The organism is Comamonas sp. A23 (assembly GCF_004522605.1).
Lineage (GTDB): Bacteria > Pseudomonadota > Gammaproteobacteria > Burkholderiales > Burkholderiaceae_C > Comamonas > Comamonas thiooxydans.
In genome coordinates this window covers 23,809-45,197 of record NZ_RSDT01000014.1, presented here as the reverse complement: position 1 = coordinate 45,197, position 21,389 = coordinate 23,809, and the positions used below count along the sequence as shown (strand labels likewise).

The 21,389-nt window shown below is 62.3% G+C and carries 13 protein-coding genes; 5 read left to right on the top strand and 8 right to left on the bottom strand.

The window, feature by feature from the left end; all coding sequences use genetic code 11:
• Positions 1–82 precede the first annotated feature (82 nt).
• The 3 genes from EIC84_RS23105 to EIC84_RS23095 all read left to right on the top strand — a co-directional run bounded on the left by EIC84_RS23105 (position 83) and on the right by EIC84_RS23095 (position 2,779).
• A complete protein-coding gene (locus tag EIC84_RS23105; RefSeq protein WP_003062387.1) occupies positions 83–1,450 on the top strand; it encodes a prolipoprotein diacylglyceryl transferase family protein in 1,368 nt (455 codons plus the stop codon).
• Between the two features lie 56 nt (positions 1,451–1,506).
• Positions 1,507–2,352, top strand: coding sequence for a thiol:disulfide interchange protein DsbG (dsbG, locus tag EIC84_RS23100; protein WP_003062389.1), 846 nt, complete (start codon positions 1,507–1,509; stop codon positions 2,350–2,352).
• Between the two features lie 76 nt (positions 2,353–2,428).
• Complete coding sequence (locus tag EIC84_RS23095; protein ID WP_003062392.1) at positions 2,429–2,779, top strand: hypothetical protein; 351 nt, start codon at positions 2,429–2,431, stop codon at positions 2,777–2,779.
• A 43-nt stretch (positions 2,780–2,822) separates the two neighbouring features.
• Here EIC84_RS23095 and EIC84_RS23090 read toward each other — a convergent pair whose 3' ends face one another.
• The 6 genes from EIC84_RS23090 to EIC84_RS23065 form a co-directional block, all read right to left on the bottom strand.
• Complete coding sequence (locus tag EIC84_RS23090) at positions 2,823–3,869, bottom strand: patatin-like phospholipase family protein (protein WP_003062395.1); 1,047 nt, start codon at positions 3,867–3,869, stop codon at positions 2,823–2,825.
• Between the two features lie 29 nt (positions 3,870–3,898).
• Positions 3,899–6,025, bottom strand: coding sequence for an NAD-dependent DNA ligase LigA (gene ligA / locus EIC84_RS23085; protein WP_003062396.1), 2,127 nt, complete (start codon positions 6,023–6,025; stop codon positions 3,899–3,901).
• A gap of 63 nt (positions 6,026–6,088) precedes the next feature.
• Positions 6,089–7,438, bottom strand: a complete 1,350-nt coding sequence (locus tag EIC84_RS23080) for a hypothetical protein (RefSeq protein WP_003062398.1) — start codon at positions 7,436–7,438, stop codon at positions 6,089–6,091.
• 36 nt (positions 7,439–7,474) lie between these two features.
• Entirely contained in the window at positions 7,475–11,002 is a 3,528-nt protein-coding gene (gene smc, locus EIC84_RS23075) for a chromosome segregation protein SMC (RefSeq protein ID WP_003062399.1), read from the bottom strand.
• Positions 11,003–11,254: 252 nt separating this feature from the next.
• Positions 11,255–11,584, bottom strand: a complete 330-nt coding sequence (locus EIC84_RS23070; RefSeq protein ID WP_003062402.1) for a YnfA family protein — start codon at positions 11,582–11,584, stop codon at positions 11,255–11,257.
• A gap of 51 nt (positions 11,585–11,635) precedes the next feature.
• On the bottom strand, positions 11,636–14,776 hold the full coding sequence (locus EIC84_RS23065; protein ID WP_003062405.1) for an EAL domain-containing protein: 3,141 nt from the start codon (positions 14,774–14,776) through the stop codon (positions 11,636–11,638).
• 552 nt (positions 14,777–15,328) lie between these two features.
• On the opposite strand from EIC84_RS23065, the gene EIC84_RS23060 reads away from it, so the two are divergent.
• Positions 15,329–15,829 carry a flavodoxin family protein gene (locus EIC84_RS23060; RefSeq protein WP_003062406.1) on the top strand — a complete coding sequence of 167 codons (501 nt, stop codon included), beginning with the start codon at positions 15,329–15,331 and terminating at the stop codon, positions 15,827–15,829.
• Positions 15,830–15,999: 170 nt separating this feature from the next.
• Positions 16,000–16,638 carry a TetR/AcrR family transcriptional regulator gene (locus EIC84_RS23055; RefSeq protein ID WP_003062413.1) on the top strand — a complete coding sequence of 213 codons (639 nt, stop codon included), beginning with the start codon at positions 16,000–16,002 and terminating at the stop codon, positions 16,636–16,638.
• A gap of 72 nt (positions 16,639–16,710) precedes the next feature.
• On the opposite strand, the gene EIC84_RS23050 is transcribed toward EIC84_RS23055, so the two are convergent.
• A complete protein-coding gene (locus tag EIC84_RS23050) occupies positions 16,711–18,210 on the bottom strand; it encodes an efflux transporter outer membrane subunit (RefSeq protein ID WP_240701983.1) in 1,500 nt (499 codons plus the stop codon).
• Entirely contained in the window at positions 18,207–21,374 is a 3,168-nt protein-coding gene (locus EIC84_RS23045) for an efflux RND transporter permease subunit (protein ID WP_003062414.1), read from the bottom strand. Before EIC84_RS23045 ends, EIC84_RS23050 begins: the two co-directional genes overlap by 4 nt.
• Between the last annotated feature and the right edge of the window lie 15 nt (positions 21,375–21,389).

Genomic DNA, 21,389 nt, shown 5'->3' with positions numbered 1-21,389 from the left:
CATCCAAGACACTCAGCCACCACCCTTCATGTCTCTTCGCTCTGCCGCAGCCCTAGCTCTGCTTTCAGTCCTGCTGACGGGAATGACTGCCTGGGCACAGCCGCTGACCCTGCCCGGCCTGAGTGCCGACAAGCCCGCTGCGCAACCCGAAGTTCTGACTGCCGAACAGGCTTTCGAGCTGGTCCACACCGAGCAAAGCGCCATCCAAACAGAGGCTGATGGCCGCCGCCTGCTGGAGCTGCGCTGGAATATTGCTCCTGGTCACTATCTCTACCGCGACCAGTTGCGCCTGCTCGATGCTCAGGGTCAGCCAATACCACTGCAGATCCCTGAAGGTCGGACCCTGAGCGATGCCTTCTTTGGCCGTGTGCAGGTCTTTCACCGGGAGTTGCGCATTCAGGCCGCGCTGCCTGAACGGCCGGCGCAATGGCCGCTGGAGCTGCAATGGCAGGGCTGTGCCGAGATAGGCATCTGCTACCCGATACAGCAGCAGAGCATCAGCGCCGCTCAAGCAGGCATGGACGGGAATGCGGATGCCCCGACTCCAGCCCTTGGCGAAGGCAATACCGAAGCAGCTCAACCCGGCTTGTTGCAGGCACTGGCCTTGCCCGCCAGTGTGCGGATAGGCCCTCTCGCTCTGCCTACCATGGCTCTTGCCGCATTTCTGGCATTGTTTGCCAGCCAGTGGTGGGCGCGGCTCAGGCAGCGGCAAAGCAATCAGCCTGTAGAGACTGTGCTGCTTCACGCCACGCTTGCCGGACTGGTAGCGGCGCGCACGGCCTACGTCGTGCAATGGTGGCCCGAGTACTGGGGGCCCGTGAGCGCATCTCCCGCCAGCGTGCTGCAGATTCTGGATATTCGCGACGGTGGCTGGAACCTTTGGGCCGGACTGCTGGTGGCGGTTCTCTGGGCAGCCTGGAGCTGCCGCAGCCATGCACTCCTGAAACGTGGCGTGCTGCAGTCCCTGGGTGTGGGTGCATTCATCCTGATGGCAGCTTACACATTTCGAAATTGGGTTGAGCCTTCAGAGTCTTCACTCCCCTCTCTGACGCTGGTCAGCGCTGCCGCTCAGCCCACGGATCTGCGCAGCTACGGCGGTCAACCGCTGGTCATCAACCTCTGGGCCAGTTGGTGCCCGCCCTGCAAGCGCGAGATGCCGGTACTGGCCCAAGCGCAAAAAGACCATCCAGGTGTGCGTTTCATCTGGATCAACCAGGGTGAAGACGCCGCTGCAGTGCTGCGCTATTTGCAGTCCATGCCTCTCCCCCCAGCCCAGGTGCTCCTGGACCCAGAGCAGCTCGCCGGTCAGCACTGGCAGCAGCGCGCCCTGCCATCGACCTATTTCTATGACGCGAACGGACGCCTGCGGTCCACGCGTACGGGGGAGCTCTCCCGCGCAAGCCTGAGCGAGCAGTTGCGCATCATTGCGCCTCCAACACAGGCCCCATGACTCAAGATGGACAAAGGTTTATCGTGCCACGTTTACAGCCCCTGTCACGCCAATGGATGGCGCTGATTCTCCCCATCTTCGCTGCAGCCGCAGCCACCGTGGTGGCCGTGGCCTATACCCGCGACGTGATTGCCGCCAGCGGCGCTGCAGCAAGCGGTGCGGCAAGCAGCGACCTGCCCTCAGCGCAGTTTCTCGCCGAACAAGGCCTGCAGATCGTGGGCCCCATGCAAAGCTCCGGCGGCCTCAAGGCCTGGGCCGCCTACCGCGACCAGCAGCCCATCCCCATCTACCGCATGCCTGACGGCAAGCACTGGGTGATTGGCACCGTCATCGATGCCCAGGGCAAGGATGTCAACGCCAAAGCTTTGCACAACGCCGTGCAAAAGCCCATGGGCCAGGAGTTCTGGATCGATCTGGAGCGTACACACTGGATTGGCGACGGCAAGCCCGATGCCGCCCGCATCGCCTATGTGTTCACCGATCCCAACTGCCCTTATTGCAACCAGCTCTGGCGCGATGCCAGACCACTGGTGCAAGCTGGCCAGTTGCAGTTGCGCCATATTCTGGTGGGCATGCTGCGCCCCAGCAGCGAAGGCAAGGCCGCCGCCATTCTGGCCTCCAAGGCACCCGAGCAGGCCCTTGCCAGCCATGCCATGGCCTATGCCGACGCTCATGGCAAGAATCCCGATGTCCTGGGTATTGCACCGCTGCAGCGCATCCCCCTGTCGGCCCGCGATGCACTAGCCAACAACGCCGCGCTGATGAGCAATGCAGGCCTGCGTGCCACACCCGCGACGATCTGGAAGAATGCCCAGGGGCTGGTGCAGATCCGCACCGGCATGCCGCCCGGGCTGCTGGACGAGTTGATGGACAAAGCTCCCGCCAAGTCGCCAGCACATTAGGATTCAAGTCACCGCATAGCCCCTGCACAGAATTTGCAAGCGGCTATCATCGCGCTAGCAAATCTGCCCCAACACCATGAGCCGACCTGACTGGAACACCCTGCTGCCCGCCCTGCGCCCCAGCACCCGCATCGTGCTGCACGCACCCAGCACACAAGCACTGGTCCGCGCACGCGGCAACTTCAAGAACCTGAAAGCCGCCAACCCCGAGTTGGAAGTCTGGATTGTCGTCAATGCCCAGGCCGTGCAAGCCGTGCTGGACCAGCCGGACGACATGGGTCCTGCTCTGGCACATGTGCTGCTGTGCCCCAACACGCTCAGGAACGCCGGCATCAGCGCACCGGACAATATTCAGGTGCTGCCCATGGGCGCCGTCGAAGCCATCGCCCGCATGCAGCAAGGTGGCTGGACCTATATCCGCAGCTGAGCAGGCTGCGTCCTCGGCACTCCAGAGCCGTGCGCACTCCGGGCTAAAGACCCCAGTCCTTGAGCGCAGGCAACGCCAGCTGGGTTGCGGCATAGCCTTCATCGATGGACTCGCGCCCCCGGTAGAAGTCCATCAGCCCGACATGCGAGAGGCGCGGAGCAATCAGCACCTCGGCCGGGTCACCCGCCATACGGCTGCGGGTGATGCGCATCTGCATGATGTTGACACTGGCCATGACCACATTGACCAGCGAGGGCACAGGCACAGAAGCACCGTCCTCGGCATCTCCCTCCCCCTTGCGCCCCCTGCGCATGACGGATGAGGACAATGTCTTCACGCTCGTCATACTGCGCATCCATGCGCCCGCCCAACCGAGCGGTGAGCCATTCGCCGCCAGCGCTTCAGGAATCTGGCCCAGCGGCACCGGAGGCTCTTCCTCATCCAGATGCAGCTGCGAGACCCTGAGCTCGCGGGAATGCAGGTTGATCTCGCTCTCGCTCATGTCAACGGGCTTCATATGCCTGCGCATGATGTCGGCATTCAAATCGACGGCGATGACGATGTCCGCACCCATGGCGCGCGCCAGCGACACCGGCACCGGGTTGACCAGACCGCCATCGACCAGCAGCCGCCCTTCCCGCATCACCGGAGTGAACAGGCCGGGCAAGGCGATGGACGCGCGCACGGCTTCGGCAATCGAGCCCTTGCGCAGCCAGACCTCGGCACCTGTCTGCAGATCGGTGGCCACGCAGCCGAACGGCGTGCCCAGTTGCTCCACGGTTTCCTGGACGAAATTCTCGCGCCAGAACTCGATGATCTTCTCGCCCTTGAGCAATCCGCCGCCCAGATTGAAGTCCATGAAGCCGAAGACCTTTCGCTTGCCCAGGCCCAGCACCCAGCTCTCGAAGGCATCCATTTCGCCGGCAGCATAGGTTGCACCGACCAATGAGCCAATGGAGGTGCCGCAGATGATGTCGGGGCTGACACCGGCCTCGCGCAGCGCGCGCAGCACGCCAAAATGCGCCCAGCCTCTTGCAGAGCCGCTGCCCAGGGCCAGGCCCACCACGGGTTTGCGTCGCAATTTGTTCATGTAGCCCCCTTGCTGCTTCTACAGTCGACTCAACCGGGCTGCTCGCCCCTTAGCAGAGCCAGCATGCCAGCTTCGTCCAGCACGGGCACGCCCAGCTCCTCGGCCTTGGCCAGCTTGCTGCCCGCCTCGGCCCCTGCGACCACATAGCTGGTCTTTTTGCTGACCGAACCCGAGACCTTGGCACCCGCCGCCTCCAGCATATCCTTGGCGGCGTCGCGGCCCAGCGTGGGCAAGGTGCCGGTCAGCACCACGGTCAGGCCGGCCAGAATCTGAGGCGCCTTCTCGGCTGGCTCGCCTTCCTCCCAATGCACACCGCAGGCGCGCAGCTGCTCCACCACCTCGCGGTTATGGGGCTGTGCAAAAAAGGTGTGAATGCTGTCGGCCACCACCGGCCCGACATCCTTGACTTGCAGCAACTCCTCCACGCTGGCGTCCATGATGGCGTCGAGCTTGCCGAAATGCTTGGCCAGATCCCTGGCCGTGGATTCGCCCACATTTCGAATGCCCAAGCCAAACAGAAAGCGCTGCAGCGTGGTGCTCTTGGATTTTTCAAGGGCTGCCAGCACGTTCTGGGCCGATTTCTCGGCCATGCGATCCAGCGCCGCCAGCGAGCTCAGGCCCAGCCTGTAAAGATCAGGCAGCACGCGCACCACCTGGGCATCCACGAGCTGATCGACCAGCTTGTCGCCCAGACCTTCGATGTCCATGGCACGGCGATGCGCAAAGTGCAAGATGGCCTCCTTGCGCTGCGCGCCGCAGAACAGGCCGCCCGTGCAGCGGTGGTTGGCCTCGCCTTTTTCACGCACCACCTCGCTGCCGCAGATGGGACAGGTCTTGGGCATGCGGAAGTTGGGCACATAAGCAGGCCGCTCGCCCGGCACCCGTCCCACCACCTCGGGGATCACGTCGCCCGCACGGCGCACTATGACCTGATCGCCCACGCGCACACCCTTCTTGCGGATGTCGAACAGATTGGACAGCGTGGCATTGGTCACCACCACACCGCCCACCTGCACAGGAGCCAGGCGGGCCACGGGCGTCAACTTGCCCGTGCGCCCCACCTGCACATCGATGGCTTCCATGAGCGTAGGCATCTCCTGCGCCGGGTATTTGTGCGCCACGGCCCAGCGCGGCTCGCGCGACTTGAACCCCAGCTGACGCTGCAGAGCCAGGCTGTTGACCTTGTAGACCACGCCGTCGATTTCATAGGGCAGATTGGCGCGCTCGGCACCGATGCGTTCGTGAAACGCTACCAGTTCAGAAGCGCCCAGCGCAATACTGACTTGCGGTGCAACCGGAAAGCCCCAGGATTTCAAAGTCTGCAGCATGGCGTAATGCGTGCCGAAGTCCGGCCCGCCCTGCTCCGGCGGCGTGATCTCGCCCAGACCATAGGCGAAGAACGACAGCGGACGCTGGGCCGCGATATTCGAGTCGAGCTGACGGACCGATCCGGCCGCCGCATTGCGCGGATTGGCAAAGGTCTTGGCACCTGCGGCCTGCTGGCGCGCGTTGAGCTTGTCCAGATCGGCCTTGGCCATATGCACCTCGCCTCGCACCTCCACCACGGGGGGGACATCGCGGCCTGCGGACAGGGTCAGTGGAATCTGGCGAATGGTACGGATATTGTGCGTGACGTCTTCCCCCACCTCGCCATCGCCACGCGTGGTGGCCTGCACCAGGCGACCGTTTTCATAACGCAGATTCATGGCCAGGCCGTCGAACTTGGGCTCGGCCACATATTCGATGGCTGCAGCGGACTCATCCAGCCCCAGCTCCTTGCGCACACGCTGGTCGAAGGCAATGGCACCCGTGGCCTCGTTATCGGTCTCTGTCTGGATGCTCAGCATGGGCACGGCATGGCGAACCGGAGTCAAACCGTCCAGCACCGCACCGATCACGCGCTGCGTGGGAGAGTCCGGCGTAACGAGTGCGGGGTAAGCCCCCTCCAGCGCTTCGAGTTGCTGATAGACGCGGTCATATTCCCCGTCGGGAACCGTGGGCGTATCGAGTACATAGTACTCATGTGCCCATTGATGGAGTTGGGCGCGCAATGCCGCCACCTTGCTCGTCACGCTTTCGGGCACGCCTGCATTGATAGCTGTCGATGGCTTCTGGCCCTGGGGTTCAGCGGAAAAAAGATCTAAATTCTCGGTCATGCTCTGCCCGCTGGAAATTCAAAGTCCGGGATAAAAAAGGCCAACATTGTTGGCCTGTTTGTTTTAGCTGAAAAGCCTTCTGGCAAGAAGTGAGCCGGCCGACAGCTCTGCGCTGTCGAGCTTGTCGTAGAGCAGCTCCAGGTCATGCTGAATCGGGTCCAGCGCCGAGACCGGCAGCAGATAGCCGTTCTGGTCGCAGAGCACGCCGTCCATGGTCTGGCACAGTTGCTCCGCCACCTGACGCAGGCGCGCAAACGGCTGCTGCCCGCGCGGCACCTGGGCCACGTCCAGGCTGAGCAGGAATTCGCGCACGACGGACTGATCCAGATCATCGCCCATGGCGGCCTGGGGGTCGTAGTTCAGCACCAGCACCGGAGGCAGGCCCTGGATGGGGGAGGCAAGCACCATGCGGCCCGGCATGGGCGTGATGACAAAGCCCAGGCGCTGGGCATTTTGCTGGACATAACCAGCACTCCAGGACGCCTGACGCGCACGCAGCATAAAGCTCAGCTGCGCATCGTGCTCGCTGGCGAACTGATCGAGCTCGCGTGCACGCGAGACCTCGTTGAGCATATTGGGCACGTCGGCCATGGCGCCCAGCGCATCGGCGAAGCGCTGCACCTTGGTGACGAACTCCGAAAACTCGATCTCGTTGAGTGCACCAGTACGGTTGGCCAGCTGGACACCGGCCTGAAAGCCCAGATAGCGCTGGCCGGTCTGCAACGGCTCCCACTGCTTGCTGTCCTGGTTCATGCCTTCAATGGCAAAGGGCTTGTTGCCGGCACGGCGGGTACTGGGCTGGGCCTGCAAGGCCACTTCACCAGGAACAATCTGGGCCACAGTGATCGGAGCAATCGCATCGATCAGCGCATCCAGATGGCCGCGTCGCTCCACTGACGGGGCGGGAGGAATCGAGGCGGCCAGAGGAGCGTCCGTCAACACGGGCTCCACAGCCTGCACGGCCTGCTCGGTCACTGCAGCAATGGCTGCATCCGTGCCCTGAGCGTTCACCTCTTGCACAGCATGCGCAGCCTCGGTCGTCTCGGCTTTGTGCTGGGCGGCCGCCAGAGCTTCCTGACGCTGCGCTTCCTCATGGGCTTCGCGCGCCACCAGGCGGGCCAGCTCGGCATCGGCTTCGGCAAAGCGACCTGCGGATTCGGGCATCTGCAGGGGCTCGGTACCGGGAATGGCCTTGCCGAAATCCCCCAGCACGGGCTCATGCTGGTATTTGGTCAGGTCCGCACCATGACCGACGGTGTTCATTCCGGGCTCGAGGCGCTGAGGATCTGTGCTTTCTTCCTCAGGCTCGGCCCGCTTGGGCGCATTGCGACGCGCAGTCCAGGAGTTGTAGGCAACGATCAGCGCCAACAGCACCACACCCAGGACGGCCAGACTGATTTGCAAGTTACTCATGTGAGAAAACGGTTCTTCAATAGGGGATGACCGGGCTCAGGATAGCTCAGCCATGGAGAGGGCGGACTCCATGTCCACCGCAACAATTCGTGAAACGCCCTGTTCCTGCATGGTCACACCAATCAGCTGCTCAGCCATCTCCATGGCGATCTTGTTGTGACTGATGAACAGGAACTGGGTTCCCTTGCTCATGCTGTAAACCAGCTTGGCATAACGTTCGGTATTGGCGTCGTCCAGCGGCGCATCCACCTCGTCCAGCAAACAGAATGGCGCTGGGTTGAGCTGGAAGATGGCAAACACCAGCGCAATCGCGGTCAGCGCCTTCTCGCCGCCCGAGAGCAGGTGAATGGTCTGGTTCTTCTTGCCGGGCGGCTGAGCAATCACCTGCACCCCGGCGTCGAGAATCTCGTCGCCGGTGATCACCAGCTTGGCCTGACCGCCACCGAACAGCTCGGGAAACATGCGGCCAAAATGGCGATTGACGATGTCGAAGGTGCCGGTCAGCAAATCCCGCGTCTCGGCATCGATCTTGCGAATGGCTTCTTCCAAGGTGTTCATGGCCTTGGTCAGATCATCCATCTGCGCATCGAGGAAGGTCTTGCGCTCACGCGCCAGGGTCAACTCATCCAGCGCGGCCAGATTCACGGCCCCCAGGGCCTGGATTTCGCGGTGCAGGCGGTCAATTTCACCTTGCAGGCCGTGCATGCGCACATTTCCTTCGGCAATCGACTGAGCCACAGCAGCCAGATCGGCCTCGGCTTCGGTCAGCAGATTGCTGTACTGCTCCAGTCCCAGGCGCGCGGCCTGTTCCTTGAGCTGGAATTCGGTGATGCGCTGACGCAGCGGGTCCAGTGCCTTTTCCAGGCTCTGGCGGCGCTCGTCGCTGGCACGCAGCTTATTGGTCAGATCCTCATATTCGCTGCGGCGCTCGGCGACGTCTTTTTCGCGCTGCATCTTCAGATCCAGCGCATCCTGCAGGCCGCCCTGCGCTGCGGCATCAGACAGTCTTGCCAGTTCGTCCTGAGCGCGTTGCTGCTCCTCGGCCAGGGACTTGGCCTGCTGGCTGGCGGTTTCGATGGTGCGCGACAGCTCGGCGCGACGCGCGTGCAGCGTGCGCTGCGAGAAGGTCGCCTCCTGGGCCTGACGCTCCAGACTGCGCAACTGCTCGCGCGATTCGTTCAGGCGGCGCTCGGCCTCCAGCACGCGATCCCCCAGCTGGGCATGGCGCTCCTGGCTGTCGGCCAACTGCATGTCCAGCTCTTCAAAGCGGGCCTCGGCGGCGACCTTGCGCTCTTCGATATCGGAGAGCTGGGTTTCGACTTCGGACAGATCCGCCGAAATTTGCGCATTGCGTGCGCGCGCCTGCTCGGCCAGTTGAGACAGGCGCAAGGTCTCGACCTGCAGCTCATGGGCACGGCTTTGCGACTCGCTCGCTTCGCGGCGTGCGGACACCAGACGCTGCGAGGCATCGGCATAAGCGCTTTCGGCGCGCACCAAGGCCGAACGCGATTCATCGGCGATCAGCGCCTGGGCGCGGACTTCCTTTTCCAGGTGCTCGATTTCCTGCGCCCGCGCCAGCAGCCCCGATTGTTCGGAGTCCTGCGCATAAAAGGTCACGCTGTGCGCGGTCACCGCATGGCCGGTGGGCACATAAATGGTCTCGCCAGCCTGCAGATCGGCACGCTTGGCCAGGGCCTCGTCGAGCGTGGGCGCGGTATAGCAGCCCGTCAGCCAGTCCACCAGCACGGCGCGCAGGCCGGCATCATTGATCTTGAGCAGATCGCTGAGACGCGCAAAGCGCGCAGCCACAGGTGCTCCCGCTGCCTGAGCCTGGCTGAAAAAGGCCAGCCGGGCCGGCGGAGCGTCCAGCCCCCCGGAGCCCAGAAAACCGCGCACCATGTCGAGGCGACCGACTTCCAGCGCACCCAGACGTTCGCGCAGTGCGGCTTCCAGCGCATTTTCCCAACCCGACTCGATGGCTATGCGGCTCCACAGGCCTTGCATGCCGTCCAACCCATGCTTGGCCAGCCAGGGCTGAAGCTTGCCATCGGTCTTGACCTTTTCCTGCAAGGCCTTGAGCGCATCCAGCCGCGCCGACAGATCGGCGTGACGACTGTTTTCGGCATTCACGGCCTGCTGGCGTGCGCGCCTATCCTCATCGAGTTGCGGCACGCTGTCCTGCAACTCATTGAGGACGGCATCGGCCATCTCGGCCAGCTCCTGCGCCTCGGCCAGCTGCGCCTGCAAATTGTTCAGGCGCGCTTCGTCCGGCGTTTCCAGTGCATTGCGGTCGGCCCGCAAACGTTCATAACGGGTTTCAAACTGACGGCGCTGCTCATCGAGACTGCGCTGCTCGGCGGCCAGCACCTGAATCTGCTGCTGCACCTGCACCACCGAGTTGCGCTGGTCTGCATCGGCTTTCTGCGCCTTATGCAGAGAATCTTCCAGATCGGGCAGGCGGGTGCTTTGCTCCTCGAGCTGGGCAGCCAGCATCTCGGCCTGCTCTTCGGCATCCATGCCCGCACCCTCGATGTTCTCGATCTCGCCCTGGGCCTCTTCGCTGCGGCTACTCCACAGCAGCAGTTGCTCGGCCAGTTGCTGCAGACGCAGTTGCACGCGCTGGCGGCCTTCGACCACATAGCGGATTTCGGCCTCCAGCTTGCCGACCTCGGCCGTGGCTTCGTAGAGCTTGCTCTGCGCCTGATTGACCTGATCGCTGGCGTCGTAGTGCGACTGGCGCAGGGTCTCGAGTCCGCTCTCGTTGTTGCGGATATCGGCCATGCGCTCTTCGAGCTCGTTGACGACCTTGAGGCCTTCGACACGCACGCGGTCCTGCTCGGCCTCGGCATCGGCCCGCTTCATGAACCACAGTTGGTGCTGCTTGAGCGTGACCTGGGCGTTCAGGCCGTTGTACTTGGCCGCAACTTCGGCCTGCTTTTCCAGCTTGTCCAGATTGGCATTGAGCTCGCGCAGAATGTCTTCCACACGGGTGAGGTTCTCGGTCGTGGCCGAGAGGCGGTTTTCCGTCTCACGACGACGCTCCTTGTACTTGGAAACCCCGGCCGCTTCTTCGAGGAACAGGCGCAGCTCTTCGGGGCGCGACTCGATGATGCGGCTGATCGTGCCCTGACCGATGATGGCGTAGGCACGCGGTCCCAGACCCGTGCCCAGAAACACGTCCTGCACGTCGCGACGACGCACGGGCTGGTTGTTGATGAAGTAGCTGCTGTTGCCCTCGCGCGTGAGCACGCGCTTGACGGCGATTTCGCCGAACTGCCCCCACTGACCGCCTGCGCGGTGGTCGCTGTTGTCGAAGGTCAGCTCCACACTGGCACGGCTGGACGGCTTGCGATGCGTGGTGCCGTTGAAGATCACGTCCTGCATGGACTCGCCACGCAGCTCGCTGGCCTTGCTCTCCCCCAGCACCCAGCGCACCGCATCCATGATGTTGGACTTGCCGCAACCGTTGGGCCCCACCACGCCGACCATCTGCCCCGGCAGAATGAAATTGGTGGGCTCGGCAAAGGATTTGAAGCCGGAGAGCTTGATGGAATTCAGGCGCACGGTGTCGGTGTCGGTCTAGAGGCTGGCCAGCAAAGGCTTGTGATTGGGAAAGAAAAACGGCAAAAGCGGTTGCACAAACGCAAAACTTGAAAAAGCCCTGTTCTTGCTCGCAACCGTCAACAGACGGGAATCATAACGCGGCCTGCCCCCTCGTCAGCCAAGATTGCTGCATACACGCAAACCATAGCAGCCTGCGCAGGATCGGCAAGGGATTGGGGCAGATTTTGATCAAATAAGAGAGCAGCGGATGCCTCAGGTGCGCGGCTGAAAAGCAATCAAACCCGCCCCCAGCAGACAGACGGCCACCCCTGCCATATCCCAGACGCTGGGTTTGATGCCATCCACCAGCCACAGCCACAGAAGCGCCACGCTGATGTAGATGCCGCCGTAGGCCGCGTAGACACGACCCGAGGCCGAGGGATGCAAAGTCAGCAGCCAGACAAACAAGGCCAGGCTGACCGCGGCGGGCAGCAACAGCCAGGCGCTACCGCCCTGCTTGAGCCAGAGCCAGGGCAGGTAGCAGCCCACAATCTCCGCCACGGCGGTCAGGACAAATAACAGCAGGGTCTTGATTTCAGGCAATTCAATCTCTCACACAGCGAAATGCGGGCATTGTAGAGAGCATGAACCGCCTCAGCGCATGGACACCGGACTGAGAGCCGGCGTCGGAGATCCCGGCACATTGCCATTGGTGACCAGGCTCTCGAACTCGCTGACCGGCACGGGCGGGCTCATCAGATACCCCTGCCACGCATAGCAGCGTATGCCTTCGAGAAAACGGCACTGCGCCTGGGTCTCCACGCCTTCGGCGATCACATGCAGACTCAGGCTCTTGGCCAGAGCCACAATGGTGCGGGCAATGGCCGCGTCATTGGGATCGGTCAGCACGTCACGCACAAAGCTGCGGTCGATCTTGAGCTGGTCCAGCGGCAACCGTTTCAGATAGGACAGCGAGGAATAGCCGGTACCAAAGTCGTCCAGCGAAAATCCGATGCCGTAGGACTTCAGGCGCATCATCTTGGCGATGGTGTCGTCCACGTCGGAGACCAGCATGCCTTCGGTCAGCTCCAGCTTGAGCCGACGCGCATCGGCCCCATGCTCGGCCAGCGCCTTGAGCACCTGTTCGACAAATCCGCTCTGATGGAACTGCTTGGGACTGACGTTGACCGAGAGCACCAGTTGCGCATAACGGGGGTGCTTGGCCCATTTCGCCAGTTGCTGGCAGGCGGCTTGCAGCACCCAGTCGCCCAGGGGGAGGATGACGCCTGTTTCCTCGGCCAGCGGAATGAAATGCGCAGGAGGGACAAAGCCTTTTTCAGGATGCTTCCAGCGCAGCAGACCTTCGGCGCCAATCACCTTGCCCATCTCCACCTGGGGTTGATAGAACAGCTCGAATTCACCGGCCTGCAGACCGGCACGCATGTCCTGTTCAAGCGTGCGGCGTTCCTGCAGCGCCGATTGCAGCTGGGGGTCAAAGAAGCAACTGACATTGCGCCCCTGGCTCTTGGCCTGGTACATGGCCATTTCAGCGCGGCGCTGCACTTCTTCACCCGTCAGCTCTGGCTCGCCAAACAGGCTCAGGCCCATGCTGACGGTGATGGAGCGCGGAATGCCGCCGATCTCTATGGGCTCACGCAAGCGGCTCAGCCACTGGTCGGCCTGCTGCTCCAGCCTGGCGGCTGCCGCCACGGAATCGCTGCCAAGGTCCTCGATCAGCAGCACAAAATCATCGCCGCCCTGACGAGCAATCGTGGCCCCTGAAGGAAGCAGACCACGGATGCGCTGACTCATCGACTGCAGCAGCAAATCGCCCTGATCCAGGCCATAGGTCTCGTTGAAGGCTTTGAAGTTGTCGATATCCAGCAGCACCACACCACCAAAATGGGCCTTGCGTTGCGCCACGGCCAGAGCCTGTTGCAGCCGATCAGCCAGCAGGCGCCGGTTGGGCAGGCCAGTCAAGGCGTCGTAGAAGGCCAGACGGCGGACCTCCTGCTCGGCCGCCATGCGCTGGCTCTGATCCTGCAGCACCATCAAGCACCCTTCGGCTTGCAACACGGCACTGACCGCGACCGGGCGGCGCAGGCCGTCTACCCCACTGAGCATCAATGTCTGCGCAGACACCGTGCAAGCCGACGCCTCGGTGGCGAGCTCGTCCCACTGAGCCTGCACATCGTCGACACGCTCGGATTGGCGCAGCTGCAACGTCCGGCGGGCCTGAGCCTTGGCGGCTTCCCATCGCTGGATGACGCGCTCGCGCTCAGCGGCATCGGGGAACATGCGCTCCCACCACTGCTGGGTTGATACGCCGGGCTTGCCCCCATGGCCGGCCAGACGCAGAAACTCTTCGTTCCAGTAGACCAGGCGCCCATCCAGATCCTCCATGACCAGACCCACCGGAAGTCTCTGCATGAGATTGCGCAACTGCTGATGACCCAGCCGCTCCATCTGCTCGAGGCGCTTGCGCCCGCTGATGTCCTGCACCAGCACCTGCAGGCGCCGTGATTCATGACGTCCGGTCAGAAACGCATTGAGTTCGACCCAGACTGGCGCGCCCTCCTTGGAACGCAGACAGAATTCGCCCGCGTTGTGCTGGAACTGCTGCAGGTCCAGTCCTTCGAGCAATTGCGCACAGTGCGCCTGGTCTTCGGGCATGACCAACTCCAGCACGCTGCGTCTGTGAATTTCCTGGGCCTCATAGCCCAGCAACTGACAGAAATGCTGGTTGGCCTTGAGTACGCTGCGCGTGGCGATATCAAGCTCGAGCACGCCCATGGCCGCCTGCTCGCACATAGCATGAAAGCGCGCATCACTCTCCTGCCTTGCCTGCGCACTGAACTTGAGGCGCCGGCTCCAGCTCCAGCGGCTCTGCCACCAGCCCGAGACCCAGGCAGCCAGCACCAGCCCCGCCAGCAGACCCAGGCCCAATACCAGCCAGGGCAGATACCTCTCAAACCGTCTCTGAGTGCTGAGCGCAGGCTTGAACTGCAGCGACCAGATGCGGTCATACACCTGTATCTGCCGCTCCAGCGGCTTGATCAAGGCAAATTCAGGATGGGTTTCCGCCTCCGCCCACAGTGAGCCAGTGAACAAGATCTCCGCACCGCCAGCAAGCATCGACAGCGGTGTGGTCAGTCTCATGTGGTCCCCACCAGCCTTTGGCGATGGGTCGGCTGGGCTGAGATCCACCAGCTTGAAGGCGACCTGAGGGTAGAGGTTGGCCGGAACCAGCCCCCTCGCAAATTCGCCCAGACGGATCCTGGCATTGAGCGTCCCGAGCGGCTTTCCGGAAGATTTCCCGATCGCGGCGCCGCCGCCCCCCTCTTCTGCAGCCCACAGCGGAGCCCGCAACACCACGCCCTTGGGGCTATCGGGCAGTTGCAGAAAGCGAAATGGAGCCGACATCGACATCTGGCGAGAGTTCCACGCCTGCATCAAGGAATGAAATGCCGCCGCCGGCTGACGCGCGTTGCTTCCCGCCAGCGCCTCGTTGCCTATCAACGGCCAGACGTAGGAAACCTCGAAGGCCTGTGAATCACGCGCAAGATCGGTGTGCTGCTCCGCAGTCACTGCACGGGTCAGACTCAGGGCCTGCAGCCCCACCAGACTATCCTGACTGAGCAGAGCATGGGCATGCTGGGCAAACACCTGCTGGCCCGCATCCGCATTGCCGGCCATTTGCTCGGCGAGCTTGACGAGCAGACGGTCATAGCTGCCCAGGCGTTGCTCCATAGCTCTCGTCGCCATATCGGCACTGAGCTGCAAGCGCTGTTGCATGCGCGACTCCTGGCGTTGATGGAGCATCCAGCCCCCCAAACTGCCACAGGAAATTCCAAAACCCAATGCCAGCAGCGCCAACCAGGGTTTACGCATTTTCATCACTGGCTGAGTTGCGAATTGCGACATGCAAAAAACACAAGATTCCTGAGTTGCGAGGTGGCTCCAGTCGGCAGTGGCGCCTTGCAGCAAAGGCTGCAGCACCATGAGCCAAGATGAGGAGCGACATAGTTTGTAGGAGCAAACCTACATCCAAAGAACAGTCACACCAAGTGATTACCCTGAAAGCCTTGGCATGATTGCGTCTGGATTTAGATCAAATCATAGGCATAAGCTTGTATATCCAATACAAAGCGCTGCAAAATCAAGAGCAACCCCAGGTCGCAAAATTGACAAATGTCAATATTTGTCGGAGCTTAGTCCCATTCAGGCCGCATCACAAACCACGGCAACCCGTATCTTTTTAGCAACAATCAAGCAGAACCACAGCGCTCTACCCGGTTATTCCCGCCTGCAAGCGCCTGCGGTTTGTCCACCGGCAATAAAGCAACCATGTCACAACGCACGACCCTGCTGATCGTCTACCACTCACTGACTGGCGGCACACTCCAGATGGTTGAAGCGGCCAGCACCGGCGCCCGGCAGGAGGAATCCGTCGAGGTCCGCGTGCTGCATGCCTCCCAGGCCGGCCCGCAAGACCTGCTGCAAGCTCAGGGCTATCTGTTTGCCACACCGGAGAATCTGGCCGCCATCAGCGGTCTGATGAAGGACTTCTTCGATCGAAGCTATTACGGCGTGCTCGACCGGATACAGGGCCGACCCTATGCCAGTTTGGTCTGCGCCGGCAGCGACGGTCATAACGCAGCCAGGCAGATGGAACGCATTGCCACCGGCTGGCGCCTGAAGGCCGTGGCAGAGCCGCTCATCATCTGCACCCATGCCCAGACGCCGGAGGCCATACTCGCCCCCAAACAGATACCGTCCGCCGATTTGCAGCGCTGCGAAGAATTGGGGCAATCACTGGCCACGGGACTGGCCTTGGGCATTTTTTAGAAAAACAAGGGTTTGCCCGCATCATTCCGGGCAGGACAGGCTCCATACAAAGGCAAAAATGGAGCCTTCGAATCGGCTTGTATAAATGTGCCATCATTGCTTGCGCACGCTTTTCCCCGATGCGCGCTCCCATGCAGGCATAGTCTGCGACTTCACCAGCTCTTGCGTCCATGATTGAACCAGACACCGCACGCCCCAAGCGCACGCCACGCGGCCCCAGTCCACAAAAGACCCAGGCCACACGCCGCTCCATCGTGGCGGCTGCGTTTGCAGAATTTCTGGAACACGGCTATGCGCGTGGCACCACGGCTTCGGTTGCACAGCGCGCAGGACTGTCCAAGGTCACGCTGTTTCGCTATTTCGACAGCAAGGAAGCCTTGTTCGAGGCAGTGATCCAGACACATATCGCCTCTGCCGCCGTGGCCTTGCAGTCCAGCCCCATGCACGAGCATGAATCCGTGGGTGAGTATCTGCTGCGCACGGTGGGGGCTGCGGCAGAGGTCATCGACAGCAGCGGCCGCTCTGCCACGGCCAGGCTGGTCGTCGCCGAAGGCCTGGAGTTTCCGCTGCTGGCGCAGATGTATCGCCGCTACGTGCACGATGCCCTGCTCGAGCATTTCACCCGGCTCGCGCAGCTGGCCGCCAAACGTGGCGAACTCAAGGCGCCCGAGCTGGTGCAGCACCCGGAATTGCTGCTCGCACCGCTGTGGCTGGCGATGATGAACAACACCGTCATCCATCCCGAAGTGCCCATGAATGCTGGAACCCTGTTCCGACTCCAGGTGGCTCTGCTATTCAAGATGCCATGACCTTGGATGTTGACGCGCCGAAATTTCAATGAAATCCGGCTCAATCGCTTTCTGGTAAAGCGCTAGTAGCTATCAAAAAACAAAGCCGCAGTCTTTCAGGCTGCAGCTTTTTTTATCGAGCGAGTCCGCCCAGCAACCCTGCTGTGCGGCCTCGTCCCCGCCCAGCGCCTTCCACAGAGTCACACGGTTGAGCTGCTCAGACAGGCGCAGGCCTATCAGGGTCTGCTGCGCGGTATAGAGGCTGCGCTGCGCATCCAGCACCGTCAGATAGTTGTCCACGCCGGCCTTGAAGCGAGCATTCGACAAATCGAAGGCTTTTTGGGTATTGGCCACCATGCTTGTCTGGGCGGCCAGCCGCTCATCCCACTGGGCTCGGTCGGCCAGCACATCCGCCACCTCCTTGAAGGCCGTCTGCACGGACTTCTCGTACTGACTCAGCGCAATGCGCTGATTGCTTTCGGCCACCTGTACATTGGCGCGGTTGCGACCGCCATCAAAAATCGGCAGCTTGACCAGAGGGATGAAACTCCAGGTGCTGTTGTTGTTGCCGAACAAACGGTCCAGCTCGTTGCTGCCGGTACCGACACTGCCAGTGAGCGTGATGCTGGGAAACAGCGCCGCTCTGGCTGCGCCGATATTGGCATTCATGGCCTGCAGATTGCGCTCGGCGGCCTGCACATCGGGACGCTTGAGCAGTACCGATGATGGCAGGGGTACGGGCACGACCTTGAGAGCCGCAGTGTCTGCCGCACCCGTCAGGGTCTGCGCAGTAGGTAGCAGTTGCACGGGCACCGCCCCCCCCACCAGCAGTTGCAGGGCATTGCGATCTCTGTCGACCTGGGAGGTATAGCTGGCCACATCGCCGCGCGCCGTATCGACCGTGGTCTGGTTCTGGGCCAGCACCAAACCGGAGGTCGAGCCCAGTTCATGCATGCGCCGTGTCAGCTCAAAAGCCTTGATGCGGCTGTCCAGCGTGTCCCTGGCCAGCTGCAGGCGCGCCTGATCGGCCGCCAGCGTCAGCCAGGCATTGGCGACATCGGCCACCAGGCCGATCTGCACATTGCGCCGGTTGTCCTGGCTTTGCAGAAACTGCTGCAGCGAGGCTTCGCTCAGATTGCGGATGCGCCCCCACAGGTCCAGCTCATAGCTGGCGAAACCCAGCTGAGCCGTGTATTGCTCGGTGATGCTGGAACGCCCGGCCGTCGTCAGATCCCCTGCGGTGCGCGTGCGATTGCTCTGCGCCTGGGCCGTGATGCCAGGCAGCAGATCGGCTCTTGTGATGCCGTACTGGGCGCGCGCCTTCTCGATGTTTTCCAGCGCGACACGCAGATCGCGATTGTTGCTCAGCGCCAGCGCCACCACCTCGCGCAGCTGCGGCGACTGCAACCATTGCAGCGCCTCGGCCTGTTGCAGCGCCGCCTCGCTCGCCTGGGCCGGCAAGGCGTTGCCGGAGACAGTCTCGGGCACGGGCAGATCAGGCGTTTTATAGGCCGGAGCCAGATTGCAGCCCGCCAGCAAGGCCGTCACTGCGGCGGCCGCCATGGTAGAAAATTTCATGCTCGGGCGCCTCATGCTGCGCTCTCCTTGTTGACGTCAGGTGCCTCATCGCTGCGCGAGCGGCTCTTGAACCAGCTGCGAACCAGCAGGAAGAACACCGGCACGAGGAAGATACCCAGCACCGTCGATGCCACCATGCCGCCCAGCACGGCCGTGCCGATGGCATTGCGACCACCAGCGCCAGCGCCGGTGCCGATGGCCAGCGGGATCACGCCGAAACCAAAGGCCAGAGAAGTCATCAGGATGGGTCGCAGACGCAGACGCACGGCTTCCACCGTCGCATCGAACAGCTTCTTGCCCTGCTCCTGCAGCTGCACCGCAAACTCCACGATCAGGATCGCGTTCTTTGCCGCAAGACCCACGGTCGTGAGCAGACCGACCTGGAAATACACATCGTTGGTCAAGCCACGGGTATAGGTCGCCAGCAGTGCGCCGACCACACCCAGCGGCACGGCCAGCATCACCGACAGCGGCACCGTCCAGCTTTCATAGAGTGCAGCCAGGCACAGGAAGACGAACAGAATCGAGATGGCATACAGCATGGGCGCCTGCGCACCGGACTGGCGCTCCTGCAAAGAAGCGCCCGTCCATTCGTAGGCAATACCGTTGGGCAGCTTCTTCAAGATATCTTCCACCGTCTCCATGGCGGTACCCGAGCTGATGCCGGCTGCGGCACGGCCTTCGAACTCATAGGCCGGGCTGCCGTTGTAGCGCAGCAGCTGGGGCGAGCCGTAGGCCCAGTAGCTTTTGGAGAAGGCTCCGAAAGGCACCATCTCGCCCTTGTTGTTGCGCACCGTCCATTTGGCGATATCGGTGGGCAGCATGCGGTACTGGGCATCGCCCATGATGTAGACACGCTTGACACGACCATTGTTCAAGAAGTCGTTCACATAGGTGCCACCCATGGCGCTGGAGAGCACGCTGTTGATGTCGCTGTACGCCAGTCCCAGCGCGGCGGCCTTGCGGTCATCCACATCCACGCGCAGCTCGCTGGCGTCTTCCAGATTGGTCGTGCGCACGGCAGTCAGCAGATTGTTGGCGCGCATTTCGCCAAGCACCTGATCACGCGCGGCGAGCAGTGCCTCGTGGCCCACACCATTGATGTCCTTGATCATGAAGTTGTAGCCCGAACTCGAACCCAGGCCACGCACTGCAGGCGGCAGCACCACTTGCACGCGCGCATCACGGATGCTGGCCAGCTCCCTGGTTGCCTTGTTCGCAATGGCCGCGGCTGATTGAGAAGGCAGCGGACGCATGCTCCAGGGCTTCAGACGGATGAAGCCGCGCGCCGAACTCTGGTCGCCGTTGAGACCGGACACCTGGTTGAAGCTGATCACATCCGGCTGCTTGGCCAGGTACTCGCGCACCTGGTCAAGCACTTCCTGAAGACGGGCATTCGAAGCACCGGAAGGCAGGTTCACGTTGACGTAGACAAAGCCCTGGTCCTCATCGGGCAGAAAGGAAGTGGGCAGCTTGGCCATCAGCAGCCAGACCGCGGCCAGCACGGCCAGGAAGATCAGCATCATGCGCTTGGCCCGGCCCAGGCTGAAGGCCACGGTGCTTTGGTAGCGATTGGCGGCGGCATCGAAATTGCGGTTGAACCAGCGGAAGAACCGGTCGTTGATGCCCAGCACCCCGGAGCGTATGGGACGCTCATGGCCGTCGCCATGGCTGCGATCCGGTGCCTTGAGAAGCGTGGCGCACAGCGCCGGTGTCAGCGTCAGGGCCACGAACACGGACAGCGCCATGGCCGCCACGATGGTGATGGAGAACTGGCGATAGATCACACCCGTGGAGCCGCCAAAGAAGGCCATGGGCACAAACACCGCCGACAGCGTGACCCCGATGCCGACCAGCGCAGGCGTGATTTCCTTCATGGACTGGCGCGTCGCCTCCTTGGGAGACTTGCCCGTCTCGTGCATCACCCGCTCCACGTTCTCGACCACCACGATGGCATCGTCCACCAGCAGGCCGATGGCCAGCACCATGGCAAACATGGTCAGGGTATTGATGGAGAAGCCCGCGACGGACAGCACGCCGAAGGTCCCAAGCAGCACCACCGGCACGGCAATGGCGGGGATCAGCGTGGCGCGGAAGTTCTGCAGGAACACGAACATCACGATCACCACCAGCACCATGGCCTCGCCCAGCGCATGCACCACTTCGCTGATCGAGGCCCGCACAAAGGGCGTGGAGTCCGAACTCACGAAATAGTCGATCTGATTGGGAAAGAAGGGCTTGAGCTCGGCCAGCTTGGCCGCCACTGCATCCGACACCGCCATGGCGTTGGCACCATCGGCCAGGATGATGCCCATGCCTGCGCCCGGCATACCATTGAGCTTGGCCTGGATGGAGAGATTGTCGGCCCCCAGTTCCACCCGGGCCACGTCCTTGATGGTGACGACCGAGCCGTCATTCGAAGACTTGAGCACGATGTCCTCGAACTGCTCCACGGTCTTGAGCTTGGTACGCGCCGTAATGGTCGCGTTCAGCTGCTGGTTCTGCACCGCGGGCAAGGCCCCCAGCTGACCCGCCGAGACCTGGGCATTTTGCGCGTTGAGCGCGCTGCTCAGATCGGAGGGGATCAGCCCGTACTTCTCCATCTTGGCGGGGTCCATCCAGATGCGCATGGCATAGGGCGTGCCGAAGACGTTGATGTCACCGACGCCTTCTATGCGACCGATGATGTCCACCAGATTGCTGTTGATGTAGTCGCCGATGTCCACTGCGGTCACATCTTCATCGGGCGAATAGAAGCTGTAGGTGACCAGAAAATCCTGGCCGCCCTTGTTGATGAAGACGCCACGCGTCTTCACGGAGTCCGGCAGGCGGTTGACCGCGCCCTGGATCTTGTTTTGCACCTGCACCTGCGCCACGTCGACATTGGTGCCCGGAGCAAAGGTCAGCGTGATGCGAGCCTGACCGGAGGCATTGCTGGTCGAGCTCATATAGAGCATGTTGTCGATGCCTTTGATCTGCTGCTCGATGATCTGCGTCACCGAGTTTTCGACCGTCTCGGCCGAAGCACCCGTGTACTGGGCGCCTATGGTCACGCGGGGTGGAGCGATCTCGGGATACTGCTCCAGCGGCAGCAGCTTGATCGACAAAGCCCCGGCCAGCATGATGATGATGGCGATGACCCACGCAAAGATGGGCCGGTTGATGAAGAACTGAGCCATGTGTGTCGCCTGCCT